Here is a 15,923-nt window from a genome sequence, read left to right as displayed (position 1 = left end):
AGGGCTTCAGTCTTTTTTGTAAAAGCAAAAAACAAGTTACCTTTAAAAATATCCAGCGCAATGATTAAATCTGGATTGTTTTGTTCATTAAGACGATGTGTTTTTGCTTTTTACTAAAACAGTACAAGTCCTTTTTACTTAACAGGTTGATTTTTATTACTGTTCTTTAAGACAATGTCGTTTAAAATAAAAATAGTATCAATATTCAAAAGCAAAGTGCAAGTTAGGTTAATTATTTAAAATAAAAAAAGCTTTGATTTGGTCTAAACTATAGGCAACGTTAATCATATCGAGTAATTAAATGAATATTCAAACTGTCAACCCGACAACTGAAGAAGTTCTAAATATCTACACATGCTTGGATTTTGATTCAATAGATAAAAAAATAGCGTGCGGATATGAGGCTTATTTAAATTGGAAAAATTCTAAATTCGACATAAGGCGCTCTTTAATGCTCAATCTTGCTCAGATATTAAAAGATAAAAAGCAAGAGTTAGCGCATTTAATGGCTTTAGAAATGGGTAAACCTATTGCAGCAGGTCGTGCTGAAATTGAGAAGTGTGCTTGGGTATGTGAACATTATGCTGAAAATGCAGAACAATACCTAATGCCAAGAACTGTTCAAACTGAAATGAAAACAGCAAAAGTTTGTTACAGACCACTAGGAATTGTATTTGCCATAATGCCTTGGAATTTCCCATTTTGGCAGGTTTTTAGATTTTCAGCACCAACTATCATGGCGGGTAATGGGGCTATTTTAAAACATGCTCCAATATCGAGTGGAACAGGGAATAAAATCGAAGAATTATTCAGAGACGCTGGATTTCCTTCTTCATTATTTCAACACTTAATTGTAGATAATGATGGGGCATCTCATATCATTGAAAATCAATTTGTTACCGCAGTTACTTTAACTGGAAGTGAACGTGCCGGTCAAAGTGTTGCAGCGAATGCAGGTAAAAATTTGAAAAAATCGGTTCTAGAATTAGGCGGTTCAGATCCCTATTTGATTCTTGAAGATGCGGATTTAGATCTTGCTGCTCAATGCATTGTGGCTTCACGATTAAATAATACCGGGCAGGTCTGCATTGCGGCCAAGCGAGTTATAGCACTTCAATCGATTGAAAAAGAATTAATTTCTAAAATCAAAGAACTCATCAGCAAATACAAAATGGGAGATCCATTAGACCCCAATATTAATTTGGGACCCATGGCAAGAAAAGATTTACGAGAAAATTTGCATTCACAAGTAGAAAAATCTGTTAAACAAGGTGCTAAATTATTGCTTGGTGGTATAATTCCGGAGGGTAAAGGGTACTTCTACCCGCCGACATTATTAACTGATGTTAAACCTGGAATGACAGCTTTTGATGAGGAACTATTTGGGCCTGTTATTGTTATTATTACTGCTAAAAATGAGAGTGAGGCAATTTTACTGGCCAATATGAGCCAGTATGGTTTAGGTGCTGCTGTATTTACAAAAGATCTTAATAAGGGAGAGCATATTGCTACTTATGAAATTGAAGCGGGAACCTGTTTTGTTAATGCTTTTGTAGCCTCTGATCCAAGACTTCCTTTTGGGGGAATAAAGCGATCAGGATATGGTAGAGAGTTATCAAGAGAAGGTATATTAGAGTTTGTAAATACCAAAACAATTGCGATTAGTGACCCAAAACATGGTAAAAAATAGTAAATTCATTTTTATTTCAATAAAAAAACAGGAGATGAGTTGTTTTGAAAAGGATCATTTAATTGCAAACTATGCTATTTCATCCGGGAAAAATGGCGTGGGTGAAAAAATTAATAGTGGATGCACCCCGAGAGGTTGGCATAAGATCTATTCTATACTTGGCATTGATCTGCCAATTAATAGTGTGATGGTTGCCAGAGAATGGACTGGTGAGATTTATTCAGAATCATTGGCAACTCAATTTCCAGAAAGGGATTGGATATTAACCCGAGTTTTACAATTGGATGGATTAGAGCCTGGTCGAAACAAGGGCGGAGATGTAGATACTTTACATCGTTACATTTATATTCACGGCACACCAGATACAACTCAACTAGGTATACCTGGCTCACATGGATGCATTCGCCTGAATAATGATGCAATTATTGAGCTGGCAGCTTGGGCAACAAAGAATACTTTAGTATACATACAATGATTAATAACAATTAATGCTTCGGAGCATAAGTGAACCTGAAGGGGTAAATGAATGTCCTATAAATTTGAAGAAGGTAAAGACGCAATAGTAAAAAGCGTTGTTGAAAAAATTAAGCAAACAATGACTGGCGAACAAACAGAGTTTTGCGCTGAATTCGCGAAGCAATTTTATGGGACTGTCGCCCTTGAAGATCTTTTAGAGTGGGAGATTGATGATCTTTATGGAGCAGCAGTCAATTTCTGGTCTTTGATTTGTGAACGCGCTCCACACGAAACAAAAATCAGGATTTATAATCCTGATTATGAACGTCATGGATGGCAAACTACACATACTGTTGTAGAAGTTATCTGCGAAGATATGCCTTTTATTGTAGATTCTCTGAGGATAGTAATTAATCGAATGGGATTAACATCTCATCTTACTATCCATATGGGAGGAATTAGGGTGAAAAGAGACAGCCATAACAGGGTTACTGAAATTCTTCCAAGAAATGGTGGAGCTGCTAGAGATGATGTTTTACATGAGGCTCCCATTTTTATAGAAATTGATCGACAAACAGACCCGGCTACCTTAACGGAGCTGCACAAAAATTTTGAACGCGCTCTTGAGGACAATCGAGCGGTATTTGAAGATTGGGATAAAATGCGTACTAAAGTACGAGAAATTATTAAGGAGCTTGATACTGTACCAAAGACAATTGATATCAGTGAAATTGAAGAGACGAAAGCCTTTTTAAATTGGATGGAAGATCACCATTTTACTTTTTTAGGATTACGAGATTATGATTTGGTTAAAAAAGGAAAAGAAACCATTTTACAACCTATTCCTGAAACAGGATTGGGCGTTTTGCGCCAAAGTCTGAGCAAATCAAATGCAAGAAGTATTACGGCAATGGGACCAGAGGCACAAGGATTAATTTCATCACCCCGTATTCTTGTAATGTCCAAAACAAATACTTTAGCCTCTGTTCATAGAGATGCTTATACCGATTATATTGGTGTTAAGCGCTTCAATAAAAAAGGAGAGGTGATTGGCGAAAGGCGCATTATAGGACTGTATACTTCTGCAGCTTATCATACAAATCCCAAGCATATTCCGTTTTTGCGACATAAAGTCGCATTAATTATGAAAAATTCTAATTTAAATCCCTATAGCCATGCAGGTAAAGTATTATTGAATATACTTGAAACTCTTCCAAGAGATGATTTAATTCAAGGCACTGAGGATGAGTTACTGGAAATAGCTATGGGTATTTTCTATATGCAAGATAGAAAACGTATCCGCCTGTTTGCCAGAGCCGATGTTTACAAGCGATTTATTTCATGCTTGGTATATGTTCCCAAGGATCGGTTTAATACTGAATTAAGATATGCCATGCAAAAAATTTTGGCAGACAGTTTTAACGCTGAAGAGATTACCTTTTCTACTCAGTTTTCGGAATCGGTATTGGCAAGAATTCATTTTATAGTAAGGGTTAATCCCAAAAATTTACCCGATTTTGATTTAAAAGAAATAGAGCAAAAATTGATTGAAGTGGGGCGGTCGTGGATTGATGATTTGCAACATCATTTACATGAAGTCTATGGCGAAGAACAAGCCAATTCACTTTACTCTCGGTATAAAAATGCGTTTCCAATATCTTATTCTGATACCTTTTCACCTAGAACGGCTGTCTATGATATTAAGCATATTGAAATGCTAAGCCCTGAAAATTCGCTCGGTATTAATTTCTATAAGCCATTGGATGAATCTGAGAAGAGCTTTAGGTTAAAGGTTTATCAGCATGACACCACTATTCCTTTGTCTGATGTATTACCTATCCTGGAAAAACTTGGTTTAAGAGCAATTAGTGAACGTCCTTATGTTTTAAAATTTGAAGATGGTAAAGTAGCATGGATTAACGATTTTGCCATGCAATACAACAAAGAAAGCGAGTTTAATATCGACGAAATAAAAGAGTTATTTCAAAATGCATTTGCCAGAGTATGGTTTGGTGATGCAGAAAATGATGGCTTTAATTTATTGGTATTAGCGGCCGGACTAAATTGGAGGGAAGTTGCTGTATTAAGAACCTATGCAAAATATTTCAGGCAAATAGGGTTTACATTTAGCCAGGATTATATGGAAACAGCACTAAATAATAATGTAAGCATTGCCAAGAAATTAGTTAGGTTATTTGAAATTCGGTGCAATCCCCATGACTCCAAAAAGAGAGAGGATAGATACGTTGCACTTGTCGCTGAAATCTTATCTGATCTTGATAATGTAGCCAATCTGGATGAAGACAGAATTATAAGACAATACGTGCATGCCATCGGTGCCACTCTTCGTACCAATTTTTATCAAGTAGACGCTCAAGGTAATCCTAAGAATTATATTTCTATAAAATTGTCCAGCAAACTCATTCCTGGTGTACCAAAACCATACCCCATGTTTGAAATTTTTGTTTACTCGCCACGATTTGAAGGGGTGCATTTGCGCTGTGGTAAAGTGGCTCGCGGAGGTTTACGCTGGTCGGACAGACGTGAAGATTTCCGAACCGAAATTCTTGGCTTAATGAAGGCTCAACAAGTAAAGAACTCTGTAATTGTCCCCAGTGGCGCCAAAGGTGGTTTTGTACCCAAACAGATACCAGCTAATGCTACTCGTGAAGAAATTATGGAGGAGGGAATCAGCTGTTATAAACTCTTTATAAGAGGTTTGCTGGATATAACAGACAATTACAAAGAAGGACTCATTGTAAAACCCCAAAATGTTGTTTTTTATGATGAAGATGACCCTTATCTTGTGGTCGCTGCAGACAAAGGCACAGCGACATTTTCTGATATTGCCAATTCAATTTCCCAGGAATATGATTTTTGGCTTGGAGATGCTTTTGCCTCAGGTGGCTCTGTTGGTTATGATCATAAAAAAATGGGGATTACTGCTAAAGGGGCATGGGAATCTGTTAAACGCCATTTCTATGAATTGAACAGAGATATCCAAAACAATGATTTCACTGTGGTTGGCATAGGAGATATGGCCGGGGATGTCTTTGGAAATGGCATGTTGTTGTCCAGGCATATCAAGCTTGTAGGCGCTTTTAATCATATTCATATATTTATAGACCCTAATCCTGAAGCTGAAGCTAGCTTTAAAGAGCGTGAGCGATTATTCAACCTTCCCAGATCTAACTGGACAGACTATGATAAAAAACTCATTTCCAAAGGAGGAGGGGTTTTTTCTCGTAGTGCAAAATCTATCCCGGTTAGCCCTGAAATGCAGAAAGTATTTGGAATAAAACAAACTTCGATTGAACCTAATGATCTAATTAAAGCAATATTAAAAGCCGATGTGGATTTACTTTGGAGTGCTGGAATTGGAACCTATGTCAAATCGAGTACTGAAAGTAATACCAGCGTAGGAGATCGAACAAACGATGCAACTCGTGTTAATGCCAATCAGTTGAGATGCAAAGTTATAGGCGAAGGTGGGAATTTGGGATTAACCCAGTTAGCACGAGTGGAGTATAGTTTACACGGCGGCAAAGTCTATACAGATTTCATAGATAATTCTGGTGGGGTTAATTGCTCAGACAAAGAAGTTAATATTAAGATTTTATTGAATAATGTTGTATCAGCTGGGGATCTGACTCCAAAACAAAGAAATGAGCTTTTAAGTAATATGACCGATGAAGTAGCCAAATTAGTGCTCAGAGATAATTTCCTACAAACCCGAGCCATTAGCTTAACTGCTTCTCAAGCCTTAAGAGCCATTGAATTACATGCAAGATATATTAACGAACTAGAAAAAACAGGAAAAATTGACAGAACTTTAGAGTTTTTACCTGATGAAAAAGTCCTAATGGAACACAAACTAATGGGGAAAGGATTAACTCAACCTGGAATTGCTGTTTTAATGTGCTACAGCAAAACCATACTAAAAGAGCAAGTTCTTGCTTCTGAAGTTCCTGAAGAAGATTATATGAATCAAATACTTATTGGTTCATTTCCCAAACCTCTGCAAGAGCGTTTTAGTAAACAAATGCAAGATCATCCCTTAAGAAGGGAGATAATTGCTACCCGTTTAAGTAACATTATTGTTAATGAAATGGGCTTCACGTATGTTTACAGGTTACAAGATGAAACTGGGGCCTCTGTTGCGGCAATTGTCAGGGCCTATATGATTGCCAGAAGTGTCTTGAATCTGGAAGCAATATGGAAACAAATTGAGGAACTTGGTACAAAAGTCAGCGCGCAAGCTCAAGTTGATATGATGATGCTGTATGTTCGACTATCCAGGAGAGTGACTAGGTGGTTTTTACGGACACATAGAAGGTCGATGAGTATAACGCAGGCGATAGAGTTATATGCAAAAGGGGTTGATGAACTGAAAAAATCCATGCCTGCCGTTTTTGGTGAAACAGGCCGGATTCAATATGAAGAGCATTACCAAGAGCGGATAAAAGAAGGGATACCGCCTCAACTTGCCCATGAATTAACAGTGACTCGAGGCTTGTTTGCCGCAACAGACATTATAGAAATTGCCTACGAGGAAAACATAAAAATATCAAAAGTAGCTGAAATATATTTTGGTATTGGCGAATTTCTTGACATAGCTTGGCTTAGAACCCAAATTATTGTTCACACAACTGAAAATCATTGGGAATCTTTATCTCGAGAGGCATTACGCGATGATTTGGATTGGCAACAACGCCAGTTAACAGCTGCCATAATGGGCTTTGAGCCTAATAATAAGGATTTGCAAGAACGATTAACAAGATGGGGAGAGACACACGTTTCTTTAATTGACAGGTGGAACTATATTCTGACAGCTCTGAAATCAAGTACAGCTTTGAACTATACTATGTTTTTAGTTGCTACCCGAGAGTTGCTGGATTTAACCCAAACGACATTACAATCCAATTTAAAAATGGAAGAGTCATTTTGACATGAAAGGAGTTAAATGAAATGGAGGCTAAAACTGCTTCAGAATATTCAACACTGAGCAAATTATTTCATTGGATCATTGCATTGGCAGTTATAATCATGCTAATAGCAGGTTTTTTTCTTGATGAAATACCTGAGCAATTTCAGGGGGTTGCTTATATGCTTCATAAATCAACAGGAATTACTATCCTTTTCTTGATGATTTTGAGGTTTATTTGGATCCATGCTAAAGGAAAGCCTGCTTTACCTGCGTCTGTTAAATCTTGGGAGAAAATATTGTCAAGGTCTGTGCAATATGGTTTTTATGTACTCTTGATTGTTATGCCATTGAGTGGTTGGATCATGTCAGTTGCAGCAGACAGAATACCAAATTACTTTGGCTTGTTTAAAGCGCCACTTCCATGGATTGAACCTAATAAATCTCTAGCAAAATTAATGGCTGAATCCCATGAAATTATTGCGTGGATTTTAATCGCCTTCATCACACTGCATGTTTTGGGTGCTCTTAAGCATCATTTTATTGATAAAGACAATGTATTGAAGCGTATGCTGCCTGGAAAAAGCAAATAGCCCTCTGTTTTTGAAAATTGAGCCTGAACTTCAAAGTTCAAGCTCAATTTTTCCTTCTAATTGGATTGGAAATTTATTGCCTTCCAAACAGACAGATGAAAAGTTCTCTTTTAATATACTTGCAGCAACCAAATATCGATTTTCACCAAGCATGGAGTAATCAATTAACTCTCCAACCTCTGTGTTTTCATCCGATTTAAATAATTTTTGACCAGAATATAATTGATTATCTGACTGAATCACAAATTTCTTTAATTCATGCTTAAGAGTGGCTCTATAGTGAGTTCTTGCGATGATTTCCTGACCTTTATAACACCCTTTATCAAAACTGACGTACGTGGTTTGATGTAAGCCAATTCTATGTGGTAAAAAGAGCCCCCTAGAATTAGGATAAATATCAATTTGATTGTTAAATAATCTAAGGGTATGCCAGGTTAATGAACCAAGTAATTGATTATTTTCAATAAAAGGCTTGCACAAACTATCATAATAGTCTGAATGGATTAAATAGATATAGAATCCTTTGCCTAAGTGATAAACACAACCATGAGCCGTACAAGATAAAGCATACAATTCGCTGGGCAAAGGTAGTAGCTGTGGTATTTGATCATTATCATGCTGTAAATAAAAGCCTAAAATTTTATAGTTGTTATTTGATGTGATTTTAACACGAGAAAGCAGTGCAACTTTGTTTAATGAATTCTGAGTTACTTCAATTAAATCTTGGGGCAGAACTAATTTTACACCTTGCCAGTTGATAATATCCAATAAGGAAAGAATTCTCCCTTTAAGGTTACATTGGGCCCCTTGAACCATTGAAACATCCGATACCAATCGTAAATCACAAGTTAACTGCCCTTGCAGAAAATCTATTGATTTCTCTCCAAACAAATCGATGACACCTAGATAGGATAAGTCAAAAAGATAGTTTTTCTGCTTATTTAATAATAATTCAGACTCTATAGGGCGGAATGTTATTAAAGACCTATTATTCACTAAATGTTCTAACATAGTTTTCATATCAAGATCAGTGATGTTGTTTATAATACAGAGTAGTGTATCATTTGGCCTCTCAAAATCAGATATCATTATTGAATAATTAGGGTTATGTTGTATTTATCGTGAAGTAACAGAGGAAATCCATTGTGGACAATAGAGAAAAATCAAGGTTATTATGGAAATGCAGGCGAGGAATGCTAGAGCTTGATCTTGTTTTACAGAAATTCATAGCCAATGAGATTGATCGACTTACAGAAAATCAATTGAAAGCATTTGATAATCTATTAACCCACAATGACCCTAATTTATATGCCTGGTTAATGGGGCATGAGGAACCCGAAAAAGAGTTGCTTGAAATTGTATCATTCATCAGAAACTGTGATTAAACCAGGTAAATCCAAAGTATATCTTCGATTAATTACGATTCTTTATTTGTGCACCATTGGATTAGTTTTATATTCTTCTTTACCTGTGTTGATAGAAGGCGTCTTAATTTTTCTTATCGTTATTCAATTTAAAAATGACGTAACTTACCAAAGTGCTTGCCAAAAAGTTAAAGAAATCAAATGCTTGAAAGATCTTACGTGGTCACTGGAAACAATAGATGGTACTACTCATCATTATGACAAACTAAAAATTCTTATTCATAATATGCTATTTCAAGTTATTCAATTATCTTCAGATAAAAAAAATCAGATGCTAATTCTATTTAATGATCAAATACCTACCGATCAATTACGATTATTACACCTAAACAGCAACAAAAATAGTATATAATAATACATAATGATTAAAATAAATCCAAGTTAACAATGATTAGACTTTATCTTATCCTAACGTAATAACAAGCAAAGGAATAATGAGGAAGCTATGCATATTGAGACCTCTTTAAGTGATGAATCTCTAATTGAATTAGCTCAAAAAGGCAACGGTTTAGCTTTTGATAAACTGTTTGAGCGTTATCAGGGCAAAATTAGACAAATGATTTATTTTTACACGCATGACTGGACAAATGTCAATGATTTAACTCAGGAAGTTCTTATCAAAGTATTTAGGCATTTACCTTATTTTAATGAACGCAGTCAGTTTTCAACCTGGCTATATAAAATTACTCAAAATACTATTAAAAATTATTTTCGTACCAATAATTTATATGCTGATTCAGAAATGCAGTATATGGATGAACAATTTTCTACACCACATAATTCTCCAGAGTCAGACATAATGGGATTAGAGTTTGAGAAACAAATAGAAGCAGCAATGTCATGTTTATCTGAAGAGTTACGATTATGTTATGGGCTGCACATATTTGATGGACAAACTTATCAGGATATTGCAAAAGAAATGCATTGCCCCATCGGAACTGTACGCTCACGTATATTTAGAGCTCGAAAACAGCTGATGGATATTGTAAGTGAGAATCACACTTTATAATATCATTTTGATATCATATAAAATCATCAACCTTAATCGTGAAATCAATTGCATTTAATTATTAAATAAATAAGCTTACAAAGATCTGCTATTAGATAAACCTATGTTAAAATGCTTTCATTCGAATGAACCCGATAAAACCTCTTATGCTCGAAAGTGATCGCCTAATAAGTAGTCAAAGTATTGTCTCGGAAGACGCAATGGATAGAGCCATCAGGCCGCTTAGCTTGAGCGAGTACGTAGGGCAAGATTCTGTTAGCTCACAGATGCAGATATTTATCAATGCGGCAAGAAAGAGAAACGATCCTTTGGATCATGTTCTTATTTTTGGCCCACCTGGCCTTGGTAAAACTACCCTTGCAAATATCATAGCTCACGAAATGGGAGTGAATATCAGACAAACTTCTGGGCCAGTGATTGAGCGTGCTGGCGATATTGCTGCTATATTGACGAATCTACAACAAAATGATGTACTATTTATTGATGAAATTCATAGATTAAGTCCTGTTATAGAAGAAATTCTTTATCCAGCCATGGAAGATTATAAGTTGGATATCATGATAGGAGAGGGGCCAGCAGCACGATCCATTAAATTGGAGTTACCTCCCTTTACATTAATTGGAGCAACGACAAGAGCAGGGTTGCTTACCTCGCCATTAAGGGATAGATTTGGTATAGTGCAACGTTTGGAATATTATTCTGTTGATTCGCTTACCCAGATTGTGGCACGCTCCGCGCATTTGCTTGGTGTCCCTACAAAACCCGAAGGAGCCAGAGAAATTGCATTACGCTCCAGAGGAACACCACGAATAGCCAATCGCCTGTTAAGAAGAGTCAGGGATTATTCTGAAGTGAAAGGAAATGGCATCATTACTGTTGATATGGCTCAACAAGCATTGGAAATGCTTGAAGTGGATCAGCACGGGTTTGATTTAATGGATAGAAAATTATTGTTAGCGGTGATAGAACACTTCAATGGTGGTCCAGTAGGCATAGATAGTATTGCAGCTGCTATTGGCGAAGAAAAAGGGACTATAGAAGATGTTTTGGAGCCATTTTTAATACAACAAGGCTTTCTAATGCGCACTCCTCGCGGTAGAATAGCCACTTCGAAAGCTTATCAGCATTTTGGCTTTAGTGCGATCGAACAGGAATAACACATGAATCTTATATCAAATCATCAGCATAACATTAGAGTCTATGCAGAAGATGTTGATTATATGGGAATTGTTTATCATGCTAACTACCTTTGTTATTTGGAAAGAGCTCGAACTGAATTATTAAGGCAAAACAATTTAATTCTAAGTGAATTCGAAAAATCCGATATTTTATTTGCGATTCACGAACTCACAATTAATTATGTATTTCCGGCCAGGTTAGATGATCAATTAACAATTAAAACAGAAATTAAAGAATTTAGAGCGTGCAGTTTTCTATTTAATCAAGAGATATCTAATCAACATAAACAATTAATTTGCAGGGCCAGTGTTCAAGTAGTTTGCGTTGGCAGTAATTTAAAGCCCAAACGACTACCTAATATTATGAGAAATGAATAACGAAACCTTTCAGTGTGGAGATTAATGGTGGCTAATCAAGCAAATGTACTAATGTATTTTATGCAAGCGGGTTTGGTAGTAAAGTCCGTTATGTTGATATTATTAATTGCTTCGATAATTTCATGGACATTAATCTTTCAAAGAGCATGGTTCTTTAATCGTAGAAAGCAAATGACTGAAACCTTTACCAGAAGGTTCTGGGATTGTGGAGATTTGAGCAAACTCTATGCTGATGTAGACAGTAATAGTGATGAAAGACAAGGGGTGGCCGCTATCTTTCACGCTGGTTTTAAAGAGTTTGTTCGCTGCAGAAAACAAGGCAAAGTATCTATTGAGCCTATACAAAGAGTAATGCAGATAAGTCATGCCAAAGAAGCGGAAAAACTGGAGCAACATTTACCATTTTTTGCATCTGTAGGGTCTATTTCTCCCTATGTGGGTCTATTTGGTACAGTTTGGGGTATAATGACATCATTTCAGGCTTTGGGACATGCCCAACAAGCCACTATCGCAATGGTGGCACCAGGTATTTCAGAAGCGCTGGTTGCTACCGCTTTAGGGCTATTTACTGCAATTCCTGCGGTTATTGCCTACAACCGATATACGACACGTGCCAATACTTTGCTGAATAAATATGATTTATTTCAAGAAGAACTGATTTCTTTAATTGAACAACAAACTTCTGGTTCACCTAGAGGATAAGACCTAAAATGAATCGATCTAAAACCAATCGTGAACGTCCAATCTCAGAAATTAATGTAGTGCCTTACATTGATGTTATGTTGGTTTTACTGGTTATTTTTATGATTACTGCTCCAATGCTGACACAAGGTGTTACAGTAGATCTGCCCAAAGCAGCTAGTCAAACTTTACAGGCTGCTGACAGAGAACCTATCATTGTGTCAGTGAATCAATTAGGCAGCTATTTTTTAAATATTAGTAGTACGCCAGCAGAACCTATTGAAGCTCAGGCATTATTAGTACGAGTTGCGGCAGAACTGGAGTTAGCCAAACAGTCAGGTCAAAAACTCAATGTGCTTGTTAAGGGAGATCAGGGGGTTGCTTATGGGAAAGTTGTTCAAGCCATGGCACTCTTAAAGCAAGCAGGGGCTGAGCAAGTGGGGTTGCTTACTGACTCTCAGACTGGTGATGAGGGGCAAGCATGATAAGTGATCTTACCTATAGAAAAGCTTTTCTTTTTGCTGTAACACTTCATCTTTTTTTACTTGTATTGCTTTTTACAGATAATAGCAGCAAAAAACCTGTGCTAACCATTGAATCCAAAAATTCACCTGGCATGATGCAACCTACTGCTTCTCAACAGGAAGTAGTAAAAGCGGTCAGTGTAGACAATAAAGAAATAATGAAAACCGTTAATCGTTTGAAACAAGAACGTGAACAACAGAAGAAAGCTGAACTTAATCGACAAAAGGAATTATTAAGGCAAGCTGAGGCTGCAAAACAGCAAAGAATCAAAGAGCAACAAGAAATTGCAAGATTGAAAGAAGAAGCTAATAAAATTGCAATTGCCAGAAAAAAACAAGTTGAAGAAGAAAAAAAACGGTTAAAAGAATTAGCTGAGCAAAAAGCATTAGAAGCGAAACGCATTGAAGAGTTAAAGAAACAAAACGAAAAGTTGGCCAAACAACGGGAATTGGAAGCTAAAAAACTTGCTGAACTCAATAAGAAAAAACAAGAAGAAAAAGAGAAAGCCGAGAAACTTAAAGCTGAACAGGCGAAGGCTGAAAAGCTGAAAGCGGAAAAAGCCCGTGCTGAGCAAGAAAAAGCAGAGATGGAAAGAAAAAGACAAGCAGAAGCGGCTGCAGCCCAACAGGCAGCCCAAAATGCTGAAAGACAAGCACGGATAGCTGGTGAAGTTGATAAATACAAGGCACTTATTGTCAATGCGATCGGACGCAACTGGATTTTACCTGAAAATGTCGACAGTTCTCTGTCGAGCCAATTCAGGATACGCCTTGCACCTGATGGAACTGTACTGGAAGTGTCTCTAATCCGCAGCAGTGGTGATCCTTTGTTAGATAGGTCAGCACAAACAGCAATATACAAGGCTTCACCACTTCCCGTGCCTCAAGACGTTGAAACATTTAATTTGTTTCGCGATATCAGTTTAACCGTTCGTCCAGAACAAGTTAGGGGGTAAAGCTCGTGTTCAATCGAATTATTTCACTTTTCTTGCTGTTATTTACCGGTCAAGTGATTGCTCTTGATTTGGAACTAACTCAAGGAATTAATTCAGCCCTGCCCATAGCCATCAATTCTTTTGGCTCAAACGCGGCGGCTCAGGAAATAGGAAATGTCATAGAGAATGATTTGACTATATCAGGACAATTTAAAATTATCTCTGGACCACAAGGCGCGAATTCTCAATCTTCCGTGAGTACATTACGTCAACTTGGCGCTGACAGTGTAGTCACTGGCCGAGTTAATCAGGTTGGTAACCGGATTGAAGTGAGCTTTACTTTGGCTGATGCCGTAGCGAATGGCAATATTTTGTTGACAAAAACCTTTCAGATCAATGCCAATCAGGTAAGAGCTTTGGCTCATCATATTAGTGATGAGGTATACCAAAAACTGACTGGAGAACGGGGGATATTCTCCACCAGGATAGCTTATATTTCGGTACAACGAAATGGAGGAAGGTCTCGCTACTCCCTGGAGGTTGCTGATGCTGACGGACACAATCCTCAAAGCTTACTCGTCTCTTCAGAGCCCATTATGTCACCTTCATGGTCACCCAATGGAAAGTCGATATCCTATGTTTCTTTTGAAAAGAAAAAAGCTGAAATTTTTACCGTCTCTGTTGAAACAGGACAGCGTCGCTTAATTACGAGCTTCCCAGGAATTAATGGAGCGCCCGCATGGTCACCTGACGGTCAGCATTTGGCAGTTGTATTATCCAAAAGCGGTACACCCAAAATTTACGATGTTGATTTGAGCAGCGGTTCTATGAAACAGCTTACTTTTGGCAATTCTATCGATACGGAACCACGTTATTCTCCTGATGGTCGCAGTTTGCTGTTCACTTCAGGGAGGGGCGGGTCACCGCAAGTCTATCGCTTATCATTGGCCGATGGCCAAATAAGTCGAGTCACTTTCGAAGGCAATTATAATGCCCGTGCCTCCTATACTCCAGATATGAAGCATATCGTCATGCTGCACAGGGAGGATAGACAATTTAATATTGGTGTACAAAATACAGGTGGTGGCCCGATTTCCAATTTAACCTTTTCTGGCCTTGATGAATCACCATCAGTCTCTCCAAATAGTCGTTTAGTGCTTTATGCTACCCGTTATCAGGACAGAGGGGTTTTAGGCATTGTTTCAATTGACGGGAGAATTAGAATGAGACTTCCTGCTCGTGAAGGAGATGTTCAAGAGCCCGCTTGGTCCCCTTACCTGAGTTAAGAATGATAAGAAGCATATTGGTATTATTTTTTTTATTTATTGCTAATGCTGGTTATGCATGGAACGCGATAGGGCACCAACTGGTAGCCCAGATCGCATATGATAATTTGACACCTCAATCCAGGAGAATGTGTGATTTATATTCCCATTCAAAATCGAAGACGTCGTCTAATGTTAATTTTGTAAAATCAGCTTCATGGCTGGATTCCATAAGAGCACATGATGTTCATTGGTTTGATGCTTTACATTACATTGACATTCCTTTTTCTATGGATGAGACAGAATTACCAGTCTTGACAGACATCAATGCACTCTGGGGAATTAATCAGGCAATTGCTGTGCTGTCTTCCAAAAAAGCCAGTATTGCTGATAAAAAATTGAGCTTACGCATATTGGTGCATTTGGTTGGAGATATTCATCAGCCTTTGCATACCGTTACAAAGATAAGTAAAAAATTACCTAAAGGTGATTTAGGTGGTAATTTATTTCAGTTAGCTAAAAATCCTATTGGGAATAATTTGCATCAATATTGGGATAATGGTGGCGGTATTCTGATTGGTCAAGACAAATTTTTTCAGATTAAAAACAAGGCGAGGCAATTGGAAAAGAAATGGTCTTGCCAATCAGCCAGTAAGGAAAAAAATCCGCAACAATGGATTAATGCATCACATCAATTGGCATTGACTAAAGTTTATAAGGTTTCAGCTCATCAGGTGCCCGGCAAGCAATATCAGTTAAATACTCAAAATATTACAGAAAAACAGATACTTCTGGCTGGGTGTCGACTCGCTTATCTGCTAAATAATATTGCCGAAGGTAAAAATAAACTTATTTAATTTCAGCTT

At 37.3% G+C, this 15,923-nt stretch carries 15 protein-coding genes; 14 read left to right on the top strand and 1 reads right to left on the bottom strand.

Annotated elements, in window-relative coordinates:
* Positions 1 to 301: 301 nt before the first annotated feature.
* The 4 genes from LPG_RS07935 to LPG_RS07920 are packed head-to-tail and all read left to right on the top strand — an operon-like array spanning position 302 to position 7,663.
* Positions 302 to 1,690, top strand: coding sequence for an NAD-dependent succinate-semialdehyde dehydrogenase (locus LPG_RS07935; protein WP_010947312.1), 1,389 nt, complete (start codon positions 302 to 304; stop codon positions 1,688 to 1,690).
* The gene (locus LPG_RS07930) at positions 1,677 to 2,165 is read left to right on the top strand and encodes a L,D-transpeptidase (RefSeq protein ID WP_015444466.1); all 489 of its coding nucleotides are present in this window, start codon (positions 1,677 to 1,679) and stop codon (positions 2,163 to 2,165) included. The genes LPG_RS07935 and LPG_RS07930 overlap by 14 nt, the downstream gene beginning before the upstream one ends.
* A 51-nt stretch (positions 2,166 to 2,216) precedes the next feature.
* On the top strand, positions 2,217 to 7,094 hold the full coding sequence (locus LPG_RS07925) for an NAD-glutamate dehydrogenase (RefSeq protein WP_010947310.1): 4,878 nt from the start codon (positions 2,217 to 2,219) through the stop codon (positions 7,092 to 7,094).
* A gap of 20 nt (positions 7,095 to 7,114) precedes the next feature.
* Positions 7,115 to 7,663: a cytochrome b gene (locus LPG_RS07920; protein ID WP_010947309.1), complete on the top strand. Its 549-nt coding sequence runs from the start codon at positions 7,115 to 7,117 to the stop codon at positions 7,661 to 7,663.
* A 30-nt stretch (positions 7,664 to 7,693) separates the two neighbouring features.
* Here LPG_RS07920 and LPG_RS07915 read toward each other — a convergent pair whose 3' ends face one another.
* Positions 7,694 to 8,683, bottom strand: a complete 990-nt coding sequence (locus LPG_RS07915; protein ID WP_025862353.1) for a YgfZ/GcvT domain-containing protein — start codon at positions 8,681 to 8,683, stop codon at positions 7,694 to 7,696.
* Between the two features lie 125 nt (positions 8,684 to 8,808).
* Here LPG_RS07915 and LPG_RS07910 point away from each other — a divergent pair, with 125 nt between their 5' ends.
* The 10 genes from LPG_RS07910 (at position 8,809) to LPG_RS07865 (ending at position 15,914) form a co-directional block, all read left to right on the top strand.
* A complete protein-coding gene (locus tag LPG_RS07910; protein WP_011215498.1) occupies positions 8,809 to 9,048 on the top strand; it encodes a succinate dehydrogenase assembly factor 2 in 240 nt (79 codons plus the stop codon).
* Positions 8,990 to 9,439, top strand: coding sequence for a lpg1578 family Dot/Icm T4SS effector (locus tag LPG_RS07905; protein WP_010947307.1), 450 nt, complete (start codon positions 8,990 to 8,992; stop codon positions 9,437 to 9,439). Before LPG_RS07910 ends, LPG_RS07905 begins: the two co-directional genes overlap by 59 nt.
* 93 nt (positions 9,440 to 9,532) lie before the next feature.
* Entirely contained in the window at positions 9,533 to 10,096 is a 564-nt protein-coding gene (locus tag LPG_RS07900) for a sigma-70 family RNA polymerase sigma factor (protein ID WP_010947306.1), read from the top strand.
* Positions 10,097 to 10,242: 146 nt separating this feature from the next.
* Entirely contained in the window at positions 10,243 to 11,253 is a 1,011-nt protein-coding gene (gene ruvB / locus LPG_RS07895; protein WP_025862355.1) for a Holliday junction branch migration DNA helicase RuvB, read from the top strand.
* Between the two features lie 3 nt (positions 11,254 to 11,256).
* Positions 11,257 to 11,652 carry a tol-pal system-associated acyl-CoA thioesterase gene (ybgC, locus tag LPG_RS07890; RefSeq protein ID WP_010947304.1) on the top strand — a complete coding sequence of 132 codons (396 nt, stop codon included), beginning with the start codon at positions 11,257 to 11,259 and terminating at the stop codon, positions 11,650 to 11,652.
* Positions 11,653 to 11,676: 24 nt separating this feature from the next.
* A complete protein-coding gene (gene tolQ / locus LPG_RS07885) occupies positions 11,677 to 12,354 on the top strand; it encodes a protein TolQ (protein WP_011946571.1) in 678 nt (225 codons plus the stop codon).
* 8 nt (positions 12,355 to 12,362) lie between these two features.
* Positions 12,363 to 12,818, top strand: a complete 456-nt coding sequence (gene tolR, locus LPG_RS07880; protein WP_010947302.1) for a protein TolR — start codon at positions 12,363 to 12,365, stop codon at positions 12,816 to 12,818.
* Entirely contained in the window at positions 12,815 to 13,813 is a 999-nt protein-coding gene (tolA, locus tag LPG_RS07875; RefSeq protein WP_010947301.1) for a cell envelope integrity protein TolA, read from the top strand. Before tolR ends, tolA begins: the two co-directional genes overlap by 4 nt.
* A 5-nt stretch (positions 13,814 to 13,818) precedes the next feature.
* The gene (tolB, locus tag LPG_RS07870) at positions 13,819 to 15,078 is read left to right on the top strand and encodes a Tol-Pal system beta propeller repeat protein TolB (protein WP_010947300.1); all 1,260 of its coding nucleotides are present in this window, start codon (positions 13,819 to 13,821) and stop codon (positions 15,076 to 15,078) included.
* Between the two features lie 2 nt (positions 15,079 to 15,080).
* On the top strand, positions 15,081 to 15,914 hold the full coding sequence (locus tag LPG_RS07865) for a S1/P1 nuclease (RefSeq protein WP_015444469.1): 834 nt from the start codon (positions 15,081 to 15,083) through the stop codon (positions 15,912 to 15,914).
* Positions 15,915 to 15,923 lie beyond the last annotated feature (9 nt).

Source organism: Legionella pneumophila subsp. pneumophila str. Philadelphia 1 (assembly GCF_000008485.1).
Lineage (GTDB): Bacteria > Pseudomonadota > Gammaproteobacteria > Legionellales > Legionellaceae > Legionella > Legionella pneumophila.
This window is presented reverse-complemented; position numbering and strand designations above follow the sequence as displayed.